General features: G+C 33.3%; 13 protein-coding genes and 1 pseudogene. 4 read left to right on the top strand and 10 right to left on the bottom strand.

All coding sequences use genetic code 11. The annotated features are described in order from the left end of the window. Nucleotides 1-90 precede the first annotated feature (90 nt). The 4 genes from AD998_05330 to AD998_05315 all read left to right on the top strand — a co-directional run bounded on the left by AD998_05330 (nucleotide 91) and on the right by AD998_05315 (nucleotide 5,286). Nucleotides 91-606: a hypothetical protein gene (locus AD998_05330; GenBank protein KOY85649.1), complete on the top strand. Its 516-nt coding sequence runs from the start codon at nucleotides 91-93 to the stop codon at nucleotides 604-606. Between the two features lie 2 nt (nucleotides 607-608). Beyond that, on the top strand, nucleotides 609-815 hold the full coding sequence (locus AD998_05325; GenBank protein KOY85648.1) for a Cro/Cl family transcriptional regulator: 207 nt from the start codon (nucleotides 609-611) through the stop codon (nucleotides 813-815). A 90-nt stretch (nucleotides 816-905) separates the two neighbouring features. Then, complete coding sequence (locus AD998_05320) at nucleotides 906-1,790, top strand: multidrug ABC transporter ATP-binding protein (GenBank protein KOY85647.1); 885 nt, start codon at nucleotides 906-908, stop codon at nucleotides 1,788-1,790. Next, nucleotides 1,783-5,286 (top strand): hypothetical protein, encoded by a 3,504-nt coding sequence (locus AD998_05315; protein ID KOY85646.1) that lies wholly within the window; start codon nucleotides 1,783-1,785, stop codon nucleotides 5,284-5,286. The genes AD998_05320 and AD998_05315 overlap by 8 nt, the downstream gene beginning before the upstream one ends. A gap of 36 nt (nucleotides 5,287-5,322) precedes the next feature. Here AD998_05315 and AD998_05310 read toward each other — a convergent pair whose 3' ends face one another. The 10 genes and pseudogenes from AD998_05310 to AD998_05265 all read right to left on the bottom strand — a co-directional run bounded on the left by AD998_05310 (nucleotide 5,323) and on the right by AD998_05265 (nucleotide 21,085). Then, nucleotides 5,323-9,063 carry a hypothetical protein gene (locus AD998_05310; protein ID KOY85645.1) on the bottom strand — a complete coding sequence of 1,247 codons (3,741 nt, stop codon included), beginning with the start codon at nucleotides 9,061-9,063 and terminating at the stop codon, nucleotides 5,323-5,325. A 57-nt stretch (nucleotides 9,064-9,120) separates the two neighbouring features. After that, nucleotides 9,121-10,086, bottom strand: a complete 966-nt coding sequence (locus AD998_05305) for an AAA family ATPase (protein ID KOY85644.1) — start codon at nucleotides 10,084-10,086, stop codon at nucleotides 9,121-9,123. Between the two features lie 52 nt (nucleotides 10,087-10,138). After that, nucleotides 10,139-11,065, bottom strand: coding sequence for a hypothetical protein (locus tag AD998_05300; GenBank protein ID KOY85643.1), 927 nt, complete (start codon nucleotides 11,063-11,065; stop codon nucleotides 10,139-10,141). A 73-nt stretch (nucleotides 11,066-11,138) separates the two neighbouring features. Beyond that, a complete protein-coding gene (locus tag AD998_05295; GenBank protein KOY85642.1) occupies nucleotides 11,139-11,372 on the bottom strand; it encodes a cytochrome b5 in 234 nt (77 codons plus the stop codon). A gap of 90 nt (nucleotides 11,373-11,462) precedes the next feature. Continuing rightward, on the bottom strand, nucleotides 11,463-13,835 hold the full coding sequence (locus AD998_05290) for a ribonucleoside-diphosphate reductase (protein KOY85641.1): 2,373 nt from the start codon (nucleotides 13,833-13,835) through the stop codon (nucleotides 11,463-11,465). Between the two features lie 118 nt (nucleotides 13,836-13,953). Beyond that, entirely contained in the window at nucleotides 13,954-14,133 is a 180-nt protein-coding gene (locus AD998_05285; GenBank protein ID KOY85640.1) for a hypothetical protein, read from the bottom strand. 4 nt (nucleotides 14,134-14,137) lie between these two features. Next, entirely contained in the window at nucleotides 14,138-14,545 is a 408-nt protein-coding gene (locus AD998_05280) for a hypothetical protein (GenBank protein KOY85639.1), read from the bottom strand. A 160-nt stretch (nucleotides 14,546-14,705) separates the two neighbouring features. Beyond that, a complete protein-coding gene (locus tag AD998_05275; GenBank protein ID KOY85638.1) occupies nucleotides 14,706-15,131 on the bottom strand; it encodes a hypothetical protein in 426 nt (141 codons plus the stop codon). 21 nt (nucleotides 15,132-15,152) lie between these two features. Next, nucleotides 15,153-16,646, bottom strand: a pseudogene (locus AD998_05270) (hypothetical protein). A gap of 968 nt (nucleotides 16,647-17,614) precedes the next feature. Beyond that, on the bottom strand, nucleotides 17,615-21,085 hold the full coding sequence (locus tag AD998_05265) for a hypothetical protein (protein KOY85637.1): 3,471 nt from the start codon (nucleotides 21,083-21,085) through the stop codon (nucleotides 17,615-17,617). Nucleotides 21,086-22,922 lie beyond the last annotated feature (1,837 nt).

Here is a 22,922-nt window from a genome sequence, read left to right as displayed (position 1 = left end):
AGACAACCACAATTAAATATTTTGATAAATAATTATTGTTTTACAATAATTACTATTACTTTTGCGATAATTATTTAAACTTAATATTGTATGAATTCAGTCAAAATCATTTCTAAAATTTTATTCTATGTCACAAGGTTTTTGGCAATTCTCTATTTTGCCATGTCCTTACATTCTGTCATTGCCTTATCAACCAAATGGTCATTAAATATTAAGGACAATGGCAAGTATTTTCAGGTATGTTTTCCTTTTACAAACAAGCCTTTTTTACTTGGAGAGTATTATACAGAGTATATTTTTTTCTATTTTTTAGTACCTATTAGTTTGTATGGACTGTTTTTCTTGCTTGTAAGCAATGTTTTTAAAGTGTTTTTTCAGCCAAAACTTTTTACAGAGTATGGTGTAAAACAGCTCAAATGGTTTTATTTGGGAAATTTGATACTCCCAAGCCTTACAGCTCTTATTACAAGTATCTTTACAAAAGTAGAAGATCCAACGGAAATACTCATTTTATTACACTTTGTATTAGGTATATTTGCTTATTTCTTAGCTACTATTTTTAGACAAGGTTTAAATCTTCAAAAAGAACAAGACTTATTTATATAACCATGCCAATTATAGTTAATGTAGATGTGATGCTTGCCAAACGTAAAATGCAATCAAAAGAATTGGCAGAAATACTTGAAATTACCCCAGCCAATTTGTCTATTTTAAAAACTGGTAAAGCAAAAGGTATTCGTTTTGACACTCTAGAGGCTATTTGTAAAGCCCTTGATTGCCAGCCAGGTGATATTTTAGAGTACAAGCCCGACTAAAAGAGCTACACATCTTATTCATTTTTATATATAAAAACACCCAAAAATGGGTGATTAGAAGTCCATTGTCTTAACTAAAAACTGTTTTTCATGAATCAACTAGAAATCAAAAACATCTCTAAAACTTACTCAAATGGAGTAAAAGCCATGCAAGATATTTCTTTAGAAATACAAAATGGTATGTTTGGGCTTTTAGGAGCAAATGGTGCAGGAAAATCTACGCTAATGCGAACTATTGCTGGTTTACAAATACCTGATACAGGCGAAATTTTGTTTAATAGTGTCAATATTATAGAAAACCCTCTCTATATCAAGCAACATTTGGGATATTTACCCCAAGATTTTGGGGTATATCCCAATATTTCAGCTTTTTATTTACTTGAACATTTAGCCATTTTAAAAGGCATAGCATCTATTTCTGAAAGAAAAAACCAAATTTTAGCTCTTCTTGAAAAAACCAATTTGTATGAACACCGAAACAAAGCTGTAAGTACTTTTTCTGGTGGTATGCGTCAAAGATTTGGTATTGCTCAAGCTCTTTTGGGAAATCCTCAAATTATTATTGTAGATGAGCCTACAGCAGGCTTAGACCCTGAAGAAAGAAATCGTTTCAATAATCTTTTAAGTGAAATTGGCGAACAAGTAATCGTCATCTTATCCACACACATTGTAGAAGATGTGAAGAATTTGTGTTCACAGATGGCTATTATCCACAAAGGGGTTGTACAAGTCTGTGGAAAACCCCAGTATTTCATTGAAAAACTCGAAAATTGTATTTGGGAAAAACAAATTGATAAAAAAGAACGCCCTATTTATGAACAAAACTATCAGGTAATTTCTTCACAACTCCATTCTGGCAAACTGAAAATTCATATTTATTCAGAAAGCAATCCAAATAATGGATTTGTTCCTAAATATCCCGATTTAGAAGATGTTTATTTTTCTCAACTCCTTCATACTAAACAATATGCTTAAAGATATTTTGTTATTTGATTGGCTTTTTTTCAGTAAGAAAAAGGCTTTGTATGTTTCTCTTGCTCTATTTTTTGGCTTAGGTATCATGGTTGCCTCATTTGCAAATTTCCCTTGGGCAAATACAAATAAAAACTCACCTTTTGTACTCACATATCTATTAGGTTTATTTTCTCTGACAAGTATTTTTGTAGTAGCTATTTTGGCTGCACAAAGTTTATTTAGAGAAAAAGATTATCATTTTGATTTGATTTTGTATGCCACACCTTTAAAAAAGCAACATTATCTTACCAGTCGTTTGATGACTATTTTTCAAATTAGTTTTTTACATTTTTTATTATTTGTGGTAGGAATCATGTTTGGGCATCAGTTCTTACGCAAAGCCACACACATTTACGGAAATTTTGACTTTTGGTACTACATTCAGCCTTTTTTGGTGATTGTTATTCCCAATATTCTATTTTGTTTGGCAGTTATGGGTTGCTTGGGAGCTATTTCCAAAAACAAAATGATTATTTACATAGCAGGGCTTTTTTTATATTTCTTGTATTGGGGAATTGCTATTTTTACCAATTCACCTTTGGTTGCAGGCAATCAGCCTGTTTCAGCAGAAGCTATGAGTCTTTCTGCAAAACTTGACCCTTTTGGGGTCTCTGCATTTTTGGAACAAACAAGGTATTGGTCAGCACAAAATCGAAATTCGCAGGTTTTAGTTTTAGAAGGAAATTTTCTCATCAATAGGGTATTGTATTTACTTGTATCTCTTGGACTTATATGGTTCACATATAAAAAATCAAACTTCACTATTTATCATAAAAAACAAAAAAACAATCAAAAGCTCACCAAAGAAATCAATACACTATCTTTGGTTTACACACCAATTTCAACACGTATATCTTCTATTCGATATGCTTTACAAAGCATTTTAAGTATTATCAAAATAGATTTTTTCAGTATTCTTAAAAGTCTTCCTTTTGTTTTATTTATATCAGGCTGGCTCATTTTTATAAGTATTGAGATTTTTAGTGGTTTAAATGGTAGCTCAAGAATGCCAGAACAATTTGCAACTACACATTTACTTGTCAATGAAATTCTTGATACATTCCCAGATATAGCCGTTATTTTACTTTTATTTTATGGAAGTGAAATTTTCTGGAAGAGTAAAACCTTTCGATTTCAAGATATTGAAATTTCCACACCTATTTCTAAATTTTCTATAACTATTGCAAAATGGGCTGTCTTAGTGCTGATTGGGTTTGTTCTAATTGTATTTAATATTTTTCTGTGTCTATTTTTCCAGATTGCATTCAAACATTTCATATTCAATTGGGGATTATATTTTTCTCTTTTTTATGTGATTGGTTTACCACTTACTTTGTTTTCATCAATTATTATTTTACTGCAAAAATTATTTAAAAGTAAATATGTAGCCCTTGTAATAGGCTTTTTTATACATGCACTCATGAATACCAATATCGGAAAAATAATTGGTCTTAAACATCCATTATTGAAGTTTACAAAATCATTACAAGGTAAATATAGCGATATGACAGGATTTGGGGCTTATCTTGATGCTTTTCATGTAAAAATGCTTTTTGGGGTTCTTTTTATGATAAGTGTTTGTTTACTTTGGTATTTATTTTTCCCTTTAAAATCCTTAAAAAAATCAAGATTTGGATATTTATGTCTGTTTATGTTTGTTTTAAGCACTGCTACAATAGGCATTTTTATTGCTAAAGAAACTCATCTTCAAACAACTCAAGAAATAAATGATTGGAAACAAGCATACGAATTAGAGTACAGAAAATATGAAAAAATGCGTTTGCCAACCATCACAGATGTTAAAACTCAAATAAATTTATTTCCAGAGCAAAATCGTTATCAAGTTTCAGGTACATACATACTTGTCAATAAACAAAATACTCCTCTCAAAGAAATTTTGGTGTATTTAGATAAAAGTATTCAGTGGAAGTCCGTTTCTATTGAAAAAGGAAAAATAGCTAAAAAAGATAATAAGTTTGGACATGAATTTTATACACTTTTCACTCCCTTAGCTCCAAACGATTCCTTAAAAATGCATTTTACATTTGAATACGGTTGGTCTGCTTTTACAGGACATACTTCTTTCAATTCTATTTTAGAAAATGGCTCTTTTATGCGTATTAGCAATTATTTTCCACGTTTGGGTTATCAGGCAGATAATGAAATTACAAATTTACAAGAAAGAAAATATCGTAAACTGCCTTCTACTACACCTTTAATGCCATTAGAAAATCCGTCTCAAAGTCCTTTTGATTATGAGTTTATCAATCTTGAAACTATTATTTCTACTTCTAAAAATCAGACAGCTATTGGAGTTGGGGAGTTTGTAGAATCTTGGCAAAAGAATGACCGAAATTATTTCAAATATAAAACAACATCACCTACTCCTTTCCGATTTGCTGTGGCTTCTGCTTCTTATCAGCTTAAAAAAACAATGTATCATGGCATTGCCATTGAGGCTTATTATCATCCAAGTCATTATCAAAATATCGATTATTTACTTAAAATAGCTACTCAAACATTGGATTATTGTGAAGCAAATTTTGGTAAATATCCCTTCAAAAGTATTCGTTTTATAGAAATTTCTTCTTTTGTACAAGGTTTTGCAGGTACAGCATATCCTAATAGTTTTTTTATTCCTGAAAATTTTGGTTTACAAAGTAAAATTGAAGCTAATCCCGATAAGGATATTATCAATGAACTTGTAAGCCATGAGCTTTCACATACTTGGTGGGGAAATTCCCAAATAAGCCCACCACGCCAGCAAGGCAGTAAAATTCTTACAGAAACATTGGCTATGTACACTGAATTGATGCTCTATAAACAAACATATGGAGAAGAAAGACTTATCAATAGAGTGAATATCCATAAAGATATTTATTTAGGCGACAGAGGTTTAGGAGGTGATGAACCACTTTACACATCACATCCTAACAGAGTATTTTTATGTTATGATAAAGGCATGATAGTGATGTATCAATTGTACAAACTAATTGGTGAAAAAAACATGAATCTAGCATTAAAAAGCCTTTTAGAAAAACATGCCTTTCCTCATGAACCACCCACTACTTTGAATCTTATAGAAGAGTTAAAAACTATTTCTAATACATCTATTCATGCTAAAATAGACGAGCTTTTTAAAACCATCACTACTTACGATTTAAGTATTCAATTTGTTTCAGCTATTCAAAAAGACAAAAAATATTTACTTTCTTTTGAAACGGAAGCAAAAAAATATATAGAAAATATTGATGGCTCTCGTCAAAATATGCCTTTTAATGAACCTATTGAAATACAAATTAATTTTCAAGATGGAACAAACGAGTATTTTACTTTAGAGCCTCATCAACTCAAAACGAGTCTTGAGCTATCCAAAAAGCCTACTCGTATCATATTAGACCCAAAGCTGAGGTTTATAGATATCTCAGAAGAAAACAATGAAAAAAGTATACATTAAATAAAAGAGCTCTATGAAAAACTTCATAGAGCTCTTTTATACCAAAGGTAGTTCTATAAAGAAACAAGTTCCTTCATTTTCTTTGGTTTCAAACCAAATTTTCCCTCCAACATGCTCAATACCACGTTTTGCTAGGGCAAGCCCAATTCCTGAGCCTGTAAACTTGGTACTAAAATTAGGCAAGAATACTTTATTTTGCACTTCTTTAGGAATACCCACTCCATTATCTCTGATTTCGATATGTACAAAACTGCCATCTCTGTACAAGCTCACCCCTATTTCAGCCTCTTTACCCGAAGGTACGGCCTGAATAGCATTTAAAATAATGTTGGTAAAAATCTGTGTCATTAGTTGTTTATCTCCTTGTACCTGAAATTTACCTTTTTCCAAAATACGTATCAAATGCACTTTTTCATCACTTTCGTAGAGCTGGAGTGTTTGCCTTAAAGTTTCTGAAACGTCAAAAATTTCATTTTTCGGAGTGGTCATTTTCGCAAAATTAGAAAATGAGGTAGCTATATCACTCAACAAATCTATCTGAGCCAAAAGTGTTTCAAAAGGCTTTGAGGTGAGTTTTTGTAAATCAGGATTTTCCCTTTCAATACGCATTTGCAAGTGTTGCAAAGTGAGCTTCATGGGCGTTAGCGGGTTCTTGATTTCATGAGCTACTTGTTTTGCCATTTCTCGCCAAGCTGATTCTTTTTCGGTTTGAGCCAAGGCCTCTTTACTCTGCTCCAATTTCACAAGCATTTTGTTGTACTCATTTATCATAAGCCCTATTTCATCATCCGAATCCCATTGCAAAGGCTCATTATAGGCATAAAGAGTCGTTTTTCTAATTTTTTGAGTAATCAGTGTCAGGGGTTCTGTCAAAATATTAGATGCAAAGTATGAAATCACAATAAAAATGATGAAAACTATTGTAAAAATATTGATGATAGTTGTCAAAACCACTGCAATTTTTCGTTGTCTTTCATCCTCTGCATCGAAAAATGGAATACTCAATATTGCAAGCAACTGATTGTCTTCGTAAGAACGTATCGCTAAATATACCGATTTATACCCTAAAGAACCCACAGATTCTAAAAGCATCACACTTTGTTCCTTTTGTTCAACAATTTTCCATAAAACTTCTGGATTAATATACTTGGAAATCAATTCATTATCATAAATACCAGACTGGCTGGAGGCAATGAGCCTTCCTGATACATCAAAAAGGTTTATATCAGATTGAGCGTAACCAGCTATGGCTTCAATATCTTTCAGTAACTCATCTTTTTCTATTAGTTCTTTTTTGTATTGTTGAACAATATTGACAAGGCTTCTTGTCGCATTTTCAGCCTTCTGAACAAAAGAATTATTTAGGTCTTTGTCATAAGAAGAGCTAATAATGCTCAATGTAGTAATACTAACAACTGCCAATGGCAGGAAAAATGCTGTATTCAGAAATAGTTGAATACGAGTTGTAAAAGTTATTTTTATTTTCTTTGTATAATTGGTTAAACCATAGAATAATAAAACCTGTGTAACAATAAGGACAAGTAATAAAAATAAAAAAGAAAAATTCGCAAAAACATTTTTAAATGCATAGACAGGTATAGAAACCACAATCGTACGACCTTTTTCTCCCTTCACACTCAAGTGTTTAAAACCTTGATGCACATAACCCTCATTGTATAAAGCTTTTATATTAAACAAACTCTTCTTAAAAGCTTTTTCAAAATTAAAGTTTCCATAAGCATAAATAAGCTTTTCATCATTATAAATTGCATACGAAAAATTCTTGAATTCCTCTGGTTCTTTAAATCGCTCATTCTGTAAAAGTTCAGGATATACTTTAAAAGGCTCATTTTTTTTCTTTTTCAACTCTAAAATCACATAACCCAACATATTAGTATCTCTCTTAATTTCCACAAAATCCAGATACATTCTGAGTAAATTGATATCTACTTTTTGCTCAATAGCTTGCGTTTCGTTAATAAAAAATATATCTGTTCTATCTATTCCAAATTCTTTTTTCTGGTATGTACTTACCCATTCTTGATAGGTTTGATTATTGGTTTGGGGTTGCAAAGAATACCCAAATGCATCAAATGTATATATATTTACTTGATAGTCAGGAAAATCGTTTTTCAAGTATGTCTTTTGAATTTTCTTTCTAATCAAGGATTTTTCTAAAAATGGACTTCTTAAATATTCTTTGATTCCAGCATCTAAACGAATATCATCACTGATATTATCCAAACTATATTCAGCAGAAAAATCTCGTTCTTCCAAAAGGTTTTCTGCATATTTCCGCATTTGTACATCTTGAGTTCTACCCCCAAAGTAAATCATGGCATATACTCCAGAAATGGCACAAAATAAACTCGCTAAAAATAAATAAAGTGTAGATGAATATTTAAACTGATATAAAAATTTAGGAAAAGCAAAATAATATAAAAGTAAAATATAAACGCCATTAATAAAGCTCAGTAGTGGATGGAATTCTTTGTTGGCATATATCCAAAGAATATGCACTAAAGTTGTTAATCCAAAAGAAGTAATAAACAAAATATAGCGATTATCGATTACTTTAATTAAAATTCTGCCTATCAAATGGTTAGAAAAGAAATAAATAACAGATAACATCACAAACACCAAATATGCCAACCAATGAGCTGAGGAAAAACTAATGTTTTGAGAAATATCTAAAACCAACTGAGAATCCGTAAAAATAGAACTGAATATCCAGAATATCTTATAAAAGACAATATAACTCAACAGTATCAAAATAGTGGCAATGATAAATATCGCTATTTTGTTGATGGTTCGTGTTTTCTGAAATAAAAATGTACGAGGATAATAATTCTGTATTTGATAAAGCAACCAAAATATACAAACTAAGTTAAGGGCTAAATCTCCCAACGAAGGCGACCAAAAAGAAGAAGCATATAATTTTGGGTTAAATAGCTCCCATTCAAAAAAACCAAATGGAATTTGGTTATAAAGCATTACCCACCTTAAAAGGAGAAAAAAACCTAAAAAACTTAACCAACTAACCTCATACAAACGTTTTTGAAGGAAGTACAAACGCCATTTCCACAAAAATATAAATAGAAAACCTGCTGCAAATATTCCTGAAAATAGACTCAACAAAAACCATTCTGAGCTATCTACTTCTTTATTTGAGTTATAAGGTAGAGAAAATAGAAGATTACCTTTATTAGAAAATATATTTGTTTTGGAGGGCTTGCTACTAATGGTTATTTTTTCTGAAGGAACTATCTCCTGATTATAAGCAGCTTGTAAATATGTATTTTCAATATTGAACCGACTGAAGATAGGCAGATATGTATATATTTCAATACTATTACTTTCAGCCGTTTTAAAATATTGCCTATGTATCAAATACATTCCATTTTTGAGTTCCAAAAATTGAATTTCGTATTTGCCTGCTATCAAATTATACTCAGGAATAAATCTAAAATCAGACCAAAAAACGAGTTTTTCGTTGTTAAAAACTACACAGGGATATACATGTTTCCTTTTGAGTTCTACCAAACTGATAGCATTCCCTTCTTGGAAGAACTGCTCTACTTCTCTACCTTCTTGCTCTAAAATCTTGATTTCTTCTAAAATATTTCGTTGTATAACAGATCTATATTTTTCATTAACAGCGATTAATGGCTTTTTTTGATGGAAATTTATGGCAACCCAAGCAAGAAGAGTAAAAAAGATTGCTCCCAACAAAAACTGTAAATGATATAATTTCAGATTTTTGATGAGAGCAGACATTGGCTTTTAGTAAGATTAAGGTGAATTGTGATCACCAAAATAAGTTTTTTTTAGATATTATAGAATGGCCTGAATAATATTTTCTATACTGATACCTTCAGCCTCCGCTTTAAAGTTTCGTACAATACGGTGTCTTAAAATAGGCTCTACAACAGCTTTGACATCTTCTATATCAGGAGAGTATTTGCCCTTAAGCAAAGCATTACATTTTGCCCCAATAATCAAGTATTGCGAAGCTCTTGGTCCAGCTCCCCACTCCAAATATTGGTTAGCTTCTTTAGAAGCATTTTCGGTATTGGGTCTTGTTTTATGAACTAGCTTTACAGCATACTCTATCACATTATCAGCCACCACTACTTTGCGTATCAACTGCTGGAAATATAAAAGCATTTCTCCATCAATAATTTTTTGAAGGTTCACAGTTTGTCCTGAAGTAGTATTTTTTACAACCTTCACCTCATCCATATACGAAGGGTAACCCAGTTGTACATTAAACATAAAACGGTCTAATTGAGCTTCTGGCAAAGGATATGTACCTTCTTGCTCAATAGGGTTTTGTGTTGCAAGCACAAAGAATGGTTTGGGTAACATATATTTTTTACCTGCTATGGTTACAGCATACTCTTGCATAGACTCAAGTAATGCTGCTTGAGTTTTAGGAGGAGTACGGTTAATCTCATCAGCTAAAATAATATTGGCAAAAATAGGACCTTGCAAAAACTGAAAATTACGGTCTTTGTCCAATGTTTCTGAGCCAACAATATCGGAAGGCATCAAGTCTGGCGTAAACTGAATACGGTTGAAACTCAAGTCTAATACTGAAGCCAATGTTTGTACAAGTAACGTTTTCGCAAGCCCTGGTACACCCACAAGCAAGCAATGCCCTTGCGAAAAAATAGAAGTAAGTAATAATCGAACAGTTTCGTCTTGTCCTATAATAACTTTTGATATTTCATTATGCAGCTTTTGGTATGATGATGCTATGGCATCTGCTGCTTCTACATCTGATTGAAATGGTTGCATGAATATATTTTATTTCAAAACGTATAAGTATAGTTATCTATTTTATTTTTTCTTAAAAATCCTCTTCTTCTTTTTCATTATCAGGAGTTGTGCCAAATTTATCTATGTTTTGTTTTAAATGTACACCTTCTTTCTCTTCCACCAAACTTCCATATTGGGCAAAAACAGCCGTTGTAGAAAACATTCCTGACAATGTAGATGTAATAATATTAGTGATAATATATATGATTATAGTTCCTATTGTCATATTAAAGTTTCCTCCTAAAAGATCTTGAGGTGTAATTACTTCTGTTGCAAATATTCCCATAATAGATTGCACTATCCAACTAATTATAAGACCTATCACACCAAAAACAATTAATATACCAAAAGTTTGCCACCAATTGTCTTTTACTAAGAAAAAAGATTTTTGTATAGCTTCCATTGCTGATTTATTATCTCTAATAACAATTATTTGAAAAAAGATCAATTGAATAGCATAGTAAATACCAACAATAGATAAAGGAAGCATCAATATAACTCCAAATTTTCCTAAAAGAGAAAACAAAAAAGATGCAATAATAAATACTCCCAAACTAATACCAAACAAGACGATATTGGCTACTAATAATTTCATCATAGAGCCAATCGCTTTAGCAAGCAGTTCTTGTAAACTAAAACCCTTATGCCCTTTTTGCATGTAGAGCAAATAATAATTATACCCTACAGATGCTGAATAAGTAGTAAATAAAACACCAAATATAAAAAACATAACAAGTGTCCCCAATACAGAAAATACTCCACCTGACCCCAAAGAGTTTAAAACTGTTGTTAAATTATCAGCCATCACATACACACCTAAACCTATCAGTATCCATATAGGTATATTGAGTATAAGAATATTTACGAAATAGTGAATAAAATTTTCCTTTACAAATTGAAAAGTAAAATTTACATTTTCGCCAAAATCTCGTTTCTGAAAAAAGTTTAGTTTGTTCATATTAAAGTTGATTTTTGTTTCATTGTTTAAGAACGTTATAAAAACTATTTTTTCAAAATTTTTCTATATTTATTTAGACAAGTTTCCCAACCATATCAAATTTTTCAAATACTTTTTCAGTATGTGGAGCATCTTCAAGCTCTTCAGTTAAGTCTTGTCCAGCCCAATGTTCGTAATGTTTGCCATTTTTCCACAATCTCGATTTGGTTACATCATAAATTACTCCTTGAAATGCAACCCAAATTTCAGGTTTGTCTTGCCCATTTCGTAATGCCAATTGGCTTTTTGTATAGGTTTTTAATTCCATATTTTTTAGTTCTATAGCCTATAAAAAACTTGTGGTTTGTGCATGCACAAACCACAATATCTATTTTAATTCTTATATCTCAGAGCTATTTTAGCTTCCACAAGCCTCACAGCTATCTGGATCATCCAATGAGCACATCATATCTTTTTGTTTTTGTTCAACAGATACCAACTCTTGAGTGTTTTGTTCTTGTAATACATTTGTATCCACAGTAAATTTAATAGCACTGCTTGCAGCTTGTGTACGTAAGTAATACATACCTGTTTTAAGTCCAAGCTTCCAAGCATAAAAATGCATAGAAGTCAGTTTTCCAAAATTAGGTTCTGTAACAAACACATTCAAACTTTGACTTTGACAAATGAAAGCACCTCTATCTGCTGCCATTTCCAAAATAGATTTTTGCTTCAATTCCCAAGCAGTTTTATAAATTTCCTTGATATTCTCAGGAATTTCTTTGATGTTCTGAACAGAGCCTTCAGCAGCTTGGAGCTTGTTTTTCATATTTTCATTCCACAAACCAAGCTCAATTAAATCGTTGAGTAAATGTTTGTTTACTACCACAAACTCTCCAGAAAGCACTCTACGAGTGTACATATTGCTTGTGTATGGCTCAAAACATTCGTTATTACCCAAAATTTGAGACGTAGAAGCTGTTGGCATAGGAGCAAGTAACAAAGAGTTTCTTACGCCATTTTCTAAAATTTTAGCTCTCAAAGCTTCCCAATCCCAACGACCAGACGAAGGTTTTACACCCCACATATCAAATTGGAAAATACCTTGTGAAATAGGAGAACCTGGATATGTTTCGTAATATCCCTTCTCTTTTGCTATTTCCATAGAAGCCTCTAAAGAAGCATAGTAAATAGTTTCAAAAATATCTTTATTTAAACCTCTTGCCTCATCCGAATCGAAAGGCATACGCAGCATAATAAATACATCCGCCAAACCTTGTACACCAATACCAATAGGACGGTGACGTTTATTACTACGCTCTGCTTCAGGAACAGGGTAATAGTTGATGTCAATAATTTTATTTAAGTTTTTGGTAATAACTTTGGTTACTTCATACAAACGTTGATGGTCAAATTTACCATTGTTGATGTACTTGGGCAATGCCAAAGAAGCCAAATTACATACAGCCACTTCATCAGGAGCAGTATATTCCATAATTTCAGTACATAAGTTTGACGACTTGATTGTACCCAAATTCTTCTGATTAGATTTTTTATTGGCTGCATCCTTAAATAAAATATAAGGATTTCCTGTTTCTATTTGAGATTCAAGAATTTCAAACCATAAGTCTTGAGCTTTTACAACTTTTCTTGCTTTACCCTCAGACTCATATTTTTCATAAAGTCTTTCAAATTCATCTCCATAACAATCTGAAAGTCCAGGAGCTTCATTAGGGCAGAACAAAGACCATGTTTCATTGGCTTCTACACGCTTCATGAATAAATCAGAAATCCAAAGTGCATAAAATAAATCTCTTGCTCTCAATTCTTCTGCACCATGATTTTTACGTAATTGTAAGAAATCCATTACATCAGCATGCCAAGGCTCTATATAAATAGCAAATGCACCTTTACGCTTTCCTCCACCTTGATCAATATAACGAGCTGTATCATTAAATACTTTAAGCATAGGGATAATTCCATTAGAATATCCATTCGTTCCCTTAATATAAGAGCCTGTTGCTCTGATATTATGGATAGCTAAACCTATTCCGCCAGCTGACTGAGAAATCTTAGCACATTGCTTTAAAGTATCATAAATTCCATCAATAGAATCTCCCTTCATAGTTAATAAGAAACATGAAGAAAGTTGTGGCTTAGGTGTACCTGCATTGAATAGTGTAGGCGTTGCATGCGTAAACCACTTCTCAGAAAGCAAATTATACGTTTCTATGGCAGCATCAATATCATCTTTATGAATACCAACAGCCACACGCATCAACATGTGTTGAGGGCGTTCTGCTACTTTACCATCTGTACGTAAAAGATACGATCTTTCCAGTGTTTTGAAGCCAAAATAGTCATACTGATAATCTCTATCATAGATAATAGAAGAATCTAAAAGAGCTGCATTCTTTCTGATTACTTCATAAACATCTTTAGCTATCAGTCCTGCATTTTCGCCTGTTTTAGGATCAATGTACTCATAAAGTCTTTTCATTGTATTTGAAAAAGACTTACTGGTTTCTTTATGCAAATTAGAAATAGCTATCCTAGCTGCTAATATTGCATAATCTGGGTGAACCGTAGTAAGAGAAGCAGCCATTTGAGCAGCCAATTCATCTAAAACAGTTGTAGGAATTTTGTCATAAATTCCATTGATAACACGCTTGGCGATTTCCACGGGCTCAACATATTTCATGTTTAAGCCATAGCACAATTTCTCGATACGGGCAGTAATCTTGTCAAATTTTACTGACTCCAAACGACCATCTCTTTTTTGTACAAGCACGAATTTTTATATTTTATAGTGAAACCAAAAAACAATAAATTAACAGATTTATCATATACATTAGGAATAATGGATATAACAAATTTAATGTAATAGTGTCAGTGATGATTACGTAATTTTAGGGAATGTAGTTATCAAAAATAATGTTTTTTTTTGAAAAAAGGTTTCCTAATGTAAGGTTTTTTATTAGGTTTTTTTTTATGGAACTCATTTTCAAGAATCTAATTTTTTCTTGAAAAAATGAGAAAATAAAAAAGGCGAAATTTTTAAAAATTTCGCCTTTTTGCTTGGTTATCAATATCTTATTGTTGTTTTGTAAGACTGATAGTAAGGTTGTTTTCTGGTTTGCTAGGAGCAGCAATGTTTACAACCAACTGAAGTGTTGTAGATGTAAGTGTGCTTTTAGCTGTATAAGCAGTTGCACCACCTGTAAATACTGATGTTCCACTAGGTGTAAAGCTTAAAGTGTTAGCAGTAGCATCATAAGTATAAGAACCACTTTCTACACTAGTACCAGAATTATTTTTAAACTCATAGCTTGTATCACCACCAGTAAATGTACCCTCTAATAAAGAAGTTAAATTAGCTGGAGTCTGATTAGCACTATTAGTAATAGCAGTAATTTTCCAATTACCTTTTACACCAACAGGATTTTCATCCTTATCTTTTTTCTTACATTTACCAGCAGAAAAAACAACACCAAGAAGCATTAGGAATAGTAAAATTTTCGTATTTTTCATAACGTTACTTTTTTTAAATTTTAAATAGAGAAGTCTCAATAATTTAATGCAATATAAAATATTTTCTAAAAACAATCATAATTTTTTCAGAAAAAAATTTTGTTTTTTAGGCAAAAACCTATATTTCCTTTTATTTAAAAGCCACTAATTCAAAGGTAAAAGTTCTATCAGGAATTCTACCATTTACAGTACTACCTTTACGTGTGAAGGTAAAATTTAGCTCACTTGCATTAAACTTACTTACAGTTGCTATAACTCCTCCATCAAATTCGATAGTATTTAAATTGGGGTCGTTAAAGCCCCAAAGCCCTTGGCTATTTGGGAAAGCATCATTACCATTGCTTACATAGTATTTTTCTCCTACAAACTCTATCGTAAACCCATTGTATACAGTTAAATTATCAGCAGGCAAGCCATTTTCTGTAACTTGTACGCTTTTAATTTTCCACATTTTTTGGATAGTCTGTGACAATGTCAATGGCTCTACAACTTTTGCCTCTTTACAAGAAATAGCTATCAGAGCTACAAAAAACAAATATATAAGATTTCTTTTCATATCTTTAAATACTTTTTAGGATTATTTGGTAACCACCATTTTACGAGTAAATGTCTTTTCGCCTACACGAATTTGTAAAACATACATACCTTTTGGTAGATTAGTTTCCATTTCAAATTGTGAGCTATCCATATTTATTATTTGATTTTCTATGGTCTTACCTTGTAAATCAACAACTTTCACATGAATTTCTGAATTTACAACTCTATCAAATTGGATTTTGAATACACCTTGTGATGGGTTTGGATAGATAACAGCACCTTTTTCGTTTGTGGGTTCGTCTAAAGCCAATACATAAGCATCTCTAATTCCTGTTGCTTCAAACCAACGTTGCCCAAACTCTTGGCGATACATATTGGCAATTTTAGCATCATGAATGATAAGAGTATTCTCATCATTTGATGTTTCAGCTCCTGAAGACCAGTTATGAGAACCCGTAACTACTTGAGGATCAGAATTAGTACGGACTGCATCTATTACCACATATTTGTGGTGTAACTGACTTGTAGAACTTACATAAGCATTTACATTGACACCTTTATCTCTTAACCAAACAAAATCACTTCCTTGAACCAATGGAGATGTCTCAGCCACAGCATTTTCATCATCAATGAGACCTTTTACGTCCCATCCTACATTTTGCATAGAATCCAAAGGTGTACGTAAGTCGTCTGATGTTATAAGAAGTAATCCAAAACGAACATCATTATCAGCACTATAGATTGCTTTACGGATAGTATTGGTAGTTTTATCACTAGGTGAAAATGCCAGTTCTACTACTCTATCACCAATTACAAATTTAGAAGGTGTATTTTTAATTTTTTGAGCTCCTAAACGAGATTTTTTCTGACGATCAGGGTTTGCCAAACTCACAGGTCCTTCTCCCCACATTTCATCAAATTCTGTTCTATAAGCACGAGCCAATGTTTGATCTTGAATGACTAAAAAGTTATTAGGGTCTGTAAATAAGTTATTATCTGTATAGTTTCCAGAACCTGTTATCACATAAGAGTTAAGAGTACTATTAGGGTCTATTACAACAAATTTATTATGATTACCTGTTCCTGTTCTTTGTAATGCAGCATCTCCACCAGTATTTCTATCACGCATTTTCAAAATATTAGGTATCAAAGTGTTAGCTGTATTCGCAGATTCGCCACCAAAGATATATCTTACTTGTACGCCTCTCGTTTGAGCATTGTTCAATGCTGTTGCAATTTTAGTAGCTCCAGCAGTATTAGCATTGTATATTGAAACATCTACAGAAACTTGAGCTTTATTGATATAGTCAGCTATTACTTGAGCCATATCAGTAGTAACAAATGGTACAGCACCATTACGAGAAAAAGATCCATCTACAGTTCTATTAAAAAACACTTTAATATCTCCTGTTGATTGAGATGCCGTTGCATATACATCACCAACTATTGTGTTTTTATTCCCCTCAGCATTCTGACAAAAAATCTCTACAAAATACAATGATGCTTCATTCAAACCTGTAATATTAATTTCATGATTTGTATTTAGGTCTGTGATATTGGTTTCACCCACAAAAGTCGTATCATAATTTGCTACATAGTTTGTAGGGTCGGTTGTACTAACATCTACTAGGAAAATACTTCCCCAACGTACACGAGTTTTCGCTTTTTGATTGGTTGTAAAGGTTAATTTGAATGAATTTAGTTTAATAGATTCTTGCAATACATTTTCTATCACTAAACCTAACTCTAAATCTTGTCTTCCTCTTGCTGTAATTTGGTATGCAGCAGCAAATTGCCCTAAATAACCTGATAAACTAACTGTTCCTTTAGGAATATCAGTTCCAACCAAAGGATTTCCTGGGTTTATTCTGTATATTGGACCATTGTTACAATCTGCTGATACTGGAAAACAGTTACCACTTACAGGACTTTTAGGGTCGTCAAAATCATAGCTTCTTCCTGCTGTACCACTTCCAAAAATAGCATCTCCAGTATCAAATACAACATCTTCTACTCTAACCAACATACTTTCAAGAAGTTCTGCTACTGCGGGATTCTGTAATTCAGCAATAGTTACAACTCTTGCTTTAGGCACTGTTTTATTTTCTGCAACTCTTGTTATTGTAAGTGGCTCTACTAGTTGCTTCAAATTATTAAATTCTGCAAGTGTCCCTGTTACAACAACACTATCACCAGGTTTAAGAGATTGTAATGTTGGTGCAGTGGCAGAGTTTTGAGCAAAAATATTTAAACCACCCGTAGCATCTTGGAAACAACGGTTCCTATTACGGTTATCATGAGCAGCATCATTAGTAACTATTCCAGTTACTGTAACCACACTACCATTCGATTTCACTCTTGCTGTTCCTATTGGCTCTACTTGAGCGAAAGCCTTTCCTATCACAAGAAAGAATACAAAAAAGTATATTTTTTTCATATTAGATTTGTTTGCTTTATGAAATAAGTCTTGGGAAATGAATATTCCCAAGACTTATGTATTTTTTATTTTTGTATAACCAAACGTTTTACAAACTTAGTAGTTCCATTGCTAAATTGCAAGAAATACAATCCATTAGGTAAATTATCTGATAATTTAGGCTCAGAACTATTAAAATTAGCCACTTTTCTACCTGTTATATCTAACATTTCAACTACAAAATCTTGAGGAGCATCTATTTTAATAGTCATTCCATTTGTAGGATTAGGATAAATGTTTACTTGACTTGCAAGTTCATCTGCAATACTCAATGGTGCTGTTTGTACACCTTTTACAGCAACATTCGCATTAAGAGTAGGAACAATTGAAGGTACAGAGTGTGTTACATCTCCACCTTTGGCTCCATCAATGTCAGATACTGGTGCAAAACGAACATATACATCCAAACCTGTGGTTCCTGCATTATTTACTTCTGCATTTGTAAAAGAAATTGTAGAGAAGAAATCTGTATTATTTTTAGATACTTGAAAATTATTAGGAACATTTACAACTACATTCAAATTAGAACCTGTAGTAGGCAAATCTTTACCTATCAGTTTATAAGTTTGAGATGTTGAAACAGTATTTTTAGCAACATTTCCGAAATCTAAACCTGTGCTGGGTGCATTTGTACTAATTGCAGGAATAATTGGAGGTGGAATGGTTACATCAGAAAGTTTCGTTACAAATAACTGATAACCAGAATCAAAAGGAGAAGCATTATCAAACTGACCTCCTAAACCAACCATAGTTACATTATTTACAGGCAGAGTTGCTCCAGTACCAAAAACGTCTGTTACTGATTTATTAAATAGTTCACTTGCAGATGTAATACGAAGCGTATAAGTATTTGCACCCACAGTAATAGTTGCATTCACACCCGAACCTGTATGAGGAAGTGTAGGCCAAGCCGTTACTGTAACCCCTGTAAGTCTAATCAATTGAGATTCTTCATTTTCTGCAATTACAGTAGCACTCACAGGTGTTTTACGAGTGTTACCTGTGCTATTTCTTGTTACAGAAGTAGCTGTAATTTGAGTTAAACCATTAAATTGACTCACTGTTCCTGATACTGTGATGTTATCTCCTTCCAACATATCAACAGGGGCAATATCCACTGTTCCTGTTGAACGTATCACAATACCATTTCTACCTGTACTATTATCTATCACTGTGAATTCAAATTTTTGCTTTGTACCATTGGCTACAGTTGCATCAATATTTCTATTTACACCATAAATTTGTCCTTGTATCATGACTGCTGTACCAGCAGCATAAGGAGCGACTTGTGCTCCACTTCCATCTATCGCATTACGAATATTTGCAATAGGTACTACTGTAGGTGCTGCATTTACAGTACCACTTACTGCTACATTTTGGGTAGTTGCTCCACCACCTGCATTGGTAACATTTCCACTTGGTGAACCAACACTTGCACTAGCTGCTATTCTTACAAAGATTGTTGTGTTAGAAAGTGTTGCACTGGTGTAAGCCACATTCACAGAACCTCCAAATCCAGAACCTGATGTCAATGATACTTCATAACCTGTGGGTGCTGTCACTACTATATTACTAGGAAAACCTGTTAAATTAACTCCACTCAATGTATATGATTGATTAGCTGATGCTGTACCTGCTGTTGTGGTAAAGCCACTTAAACTTGTTGGATTTACTGTTAATGTTGGTGTAGGAACAGGATTTACAGTACCACTTACAGCTACATTTTGGGTAGTTGCTCCACCACCTGCATTGGTAACATTTCCACTAGGTGAGCCAACACTTGCACTCGCTGCTATTCTTACAAAAATAGTTGTATTAGAAAGTGTTGCACTGGTGTAAGCCACATTCACAGAACCTCCAAATCCAGAGCCTGATGTCAATGATACTTCATAACCCGTAGGGGCTGTAACTAGTATGTTATCAGGGAAGCCTGTTAAGTTTGTTCCACTTAAGGTATAAGATTGCTCTGCTGATGCTGTGCCTGTAATTGTTGTAAAGCCTGAAAGAGATGTTGGATTTACATTCAATGTAGGAGTTAATGGGTTTACATTTCCACTTACAGCAACATTTTGAGTGGTTGCTCCACCACCTGCATTGGTGATATTTCCACTAGGAGAGCCTACTGATGCACTCGCTGCTATTCTTACAAAAATTGTTGTGTTAGAGAGTGTTGCACTTGCATAAGCCACATTCACAGAACCCGCAAAACCAGAACCTGATGTCAATGATACTTCATAACCTGTGGGTGCTGTTACTGTAATATTAGCTGGGAAACCTGTTAAATCTGTGCCACTCAAAGTATAAGATTGTTCAGTTGATGCTGTGCCTGTTACTGTTGTAAAACCACTCAAACTTGTAGGGTTCACTGTGAGTGTAGCTGGAGGAGCATTTACAGTACCACTTACAGCTACATTTTGGGTAGTTGCTCCACCACCTGCATTGGTAATATTTCCACTGGGTGAACCAACACTTGCACTCGCTGCTATTCTTACAAAGATTGTTGTGTTAGAAAGTGTTGCACTTGTATAAGCCACATTCACAGAACCTGAAAATCCAGAGCCTGATGTCAATGATACTTCATAACCTGTGGGAGCTGTCACTACTATATCACTAGGAAAACCTGTAAGGTTTGAACCAGATACTCCGTATTGTTGTGCTGTTGAAGGTGTTCCCACAGTAGTAGTAAAACCTGTTAAACTTGTAGAACCTAAAGTGATAGTAGGTGTAGCAGAAGGTACAGATGTAACATCTGCCCAAGTTGTACCCACACGTATATAATCTATTTCTCCAGCAGGAGCATTTGCAGCTGTTCCCTGTCTGATGGCTATGGTTTGGAGTGATGTAGGGTCAGTTCCTGCACTATTTGTTGCTTCTGTTGCACCAGGTTCTGTCAAAGGAGCTGTAGTAGTAAATACATATAGACTAGATACATCGTCTGTAGTGCTTCCTGTATTAAACTGATATTTAACAACTATTAAATAAGTTGTACCTGTAGAATAGTTATTTGTTCCATAAGTTGCAGGACCTGTACTAGTTTTTTGAATACCAAATTGTAAATTTCCACCACTTAAACGAGCAAAAACTCTATTATTAAAACCACTACCTATTGGACTTGGTCCTGTATGAATAAAATAATCTCCTGCTGTCTGTGCACTTGTAATATTTACCAAAAAAGAATAATACAGTGTCCCAGATGTAACCGCAGAAGACAATGTACTATTAATATCTTGCCCTGATGTAGTAAAAGTCACTTTGCCTCCCAAGGTAGGGTAAGAACCCAAACTCAAATTTGAACCAGCTACATATTGAATTGGATTGGTTAAAGAAGCTCCTCCTAAACTATGTCCATTCCATACTGTTCCAGAAATAAAGCTGAGACTATCAGATACTGCTCCATAATTAAACTGTTCTGTAAGTATTTGTCCTTTCACATTGCCTACACCTAATACCCATAAGCAAAGGAGTAGTATAAGACTTGTGTAATTTTTTTGTTTCATATAAAACTTTGTTTGTTGAATACTAAAGTAAAAATGCTCGCAAAATTATGAAATGTTTTTGGATTAGTTGTTAATTGTATGTTATTAAAACACATAACAAAGCCTTGAAACTTATTAATTAGGTTTCAAGGCTCAGTAATTTTATCTTTTGATAATTAGTCTTTTAGTTACAACTCCTCCATCAGTTTTGAGTTTTACAAAATAAACCCCTTCCGTAAAATTTTTCAGATTGATTTCTCTGGATGTATTGAATGTATCTATTTTTTTACCCAAAACATCAACTATTTCGATTGTATATTGCTCTAAAGGTGTTCTGATATACAACATTTCTGAGGATGGATTTGGATATAATACTGTATTTTCAGAAATATAATCATCAATAGCAGTTACATCAGTATCCAAGAAATTAAGTCTATGTGTAATTTGTCCTGCTGAACTCAAACCTGCTGCTGTTCCTATTATTCTGAACTCTAAAGCTTCATTTGTTTCTGTTTGAGTATCTTGTTTTGCATTGATAATGAAGGAACTTTGTGTTGCTCCTATAGGGATATTAATCGTAAAAGTAGAATCTGTTGTGTTCAAATTAGGAGTACTTGTAAAATCATCCATTGAGATTCCACCCAAAAATCTGGTTTTAACTGTAAAAGATGTTAATCTTGTAGGAGCAGGGCTAATATCCAGCAATACAATTTTATTATTACCTTCTACCACATCACTTGTTATGCCTTTAAACTGTATTTGAGCAGAACCATTACCTGTTTCTGTACCCTCAGCAGTCAAATATATAGTAGATGCTAATGGCGAACTAATTGCTACATCTCCATCTTTAGAGCCATCAACACCCGAGTTTGGAGCAAAACGAATATATACAGTTTTATTAGTAAGTGTTGGTAATGTAAAATCTGTACCTGACACATATATAATAGTACTACTAAAAGTTATACCATCTTTAGAAACCTGAAAATTAGCAGGTGCCTCTACAGCTACATCTCCTGTTAAATTGGTTCCTGAAACTACAAAACTTTGATTTGTAGATGTCAAACCTACAACAATACTACCAAAATTCACAAGACTGCCAGTTGCCATTAATGCTGGAGGAATGCCCACAGAACCAGAATTTCCTGAAAAACCAATATCATCTAAAGTCCAACGAGCTGCTGTATTTGTACCAGTAGTAGAAGTATATTTGAATGCAAAATAACGATTGGCACCTGTATAAGCAGAAATATCAAGGTCTTGTGTATAAACCCATGTTCCAGCAGAATTACCCGAAGGTATTGCAAAAGTGGCTGTATTTATTTTCGTCCAAGTAGCTGCAGTAGGTGTTCCTGAACCTGAGTAATTTGATGAAACAAATAATTCTAAAACAGGTCCAGAGAAATCTGCTCTTGAACGATATGATATTTTTGATGTAGCTGTAACTGTTTGAGCAGGTGAGATGAGCCAATCTTCATTATTTTGAGCAGAGCCACTAAATCCATTCATTTGAGCTCCACTTGTTCCACCAAACCCACTTGTAGTACATGCCCATACTTGAGTACCTGTTACACTAAAAGCTTTCCATGTATTCAGATTTGTACAAGGGTCAAAAGTTTCAACGGTAGAAGTTGTAGCAGAAACATCTTTTATTGTTATGGTATGAGCTGTTGTACCTCCAAGAGCCATTCCATTGGTAGGTGATGATAAAACTAACTTCAATGTTTCATCAGGTTCTGTATTTCCATCGCTATTTACAGTTACCTGAATTGTTTTAGAAGTTTCTGAACCTGTAAAAGTTACAGAAGTCGTAGAAAAAGTATAATCACTGGGTGTTGCTGCTGTAGAACCTGCTCCATCC

The sequence above is a fragment of the bacterium 336/3 genome, assembly GCA_001281695.1.
Classification (GTDB): domain Bacteria; phylum Bacteroidota; class Bacteroidia; order Cytophagales; family Thermonemataceae; genus Raineya.
The sequence above is the reverse complement of the archived record's forward strand: the minus strand, read 5'-3'. Positions and strand labels throughout refer to the sequence as shown.

Coding starts and splice junctions, on each gene's coding strand:
- AD998_05330 (KOY85649.1), top strand. CDS start 91: ATGAATTCAGTCAAAATCATTTCTAAAATTTTATTCTATGTCACAAGG.
- AD998_05325 (KOY85648.1), top strand. CDS start 609: ATGCCAATTATAGTTAATGTAGATGTGATGCTTGCCAAACGTAAAATG.
- AD998_05320 (KOY85647.1), top strand. CDS start 906: ATGAATCAACTAGAAATCAAAAACATCTCTAAAACTTACTCAAATGGA.
- AD998_05315 (KOY85646.1), top strand. CDS start 1,783: ATGCTTAAAGATATTTTGTTATTTGATTGGCTTTTTTTCAGTAAGAAA.
- AD998_05310 (KOY85645.1), bottom strand. CDS start 9,063: ATGTCTGCTCTCATCAAAAATCTGAAATTATATCATTTACAGTTTTTG.
- AD998_05305 (KOY85644.1), bottom strand. CDS start 10,086: ATGCAACCATTTCAATCAGATGTAGAAGCAGCAGATGCCATAGCATCA.
- AD998_05300 (KOY85643.1), bottom strand. CDS start 11,065: ATGAACAAACTAAACTTTTTTCAGAAACGAGATTTTGGCGAAAATGTA.
- AD998_05295 (KOY85642.1), bottom strand. CDS start 11,372: ATGGAATTAAAAACCTATACAAAAAGCCAATTGGCATTACGAAATGGG.
- AD998_05280 (KOY85639.1), bottom strand. CDS start 14,545: ATGCTTCTTGGTGTTGTTTTTTCTGCTGGTAAATGTAAGAAAAAAGAT.
- AD998_05275 (KOY85638.1), bottom strand. CDS start 15,131: ATGAAAAGAAATCTTATATATTTGTTTTTTGTAGCTCTGATAGCTATT.
- AD998_05265 (KOY85637.1), bottom strand. CDS start 21,085: ATGAAACAAAAAAATTACACAAGTCTTATACTACTCCTTTGCTTATGG.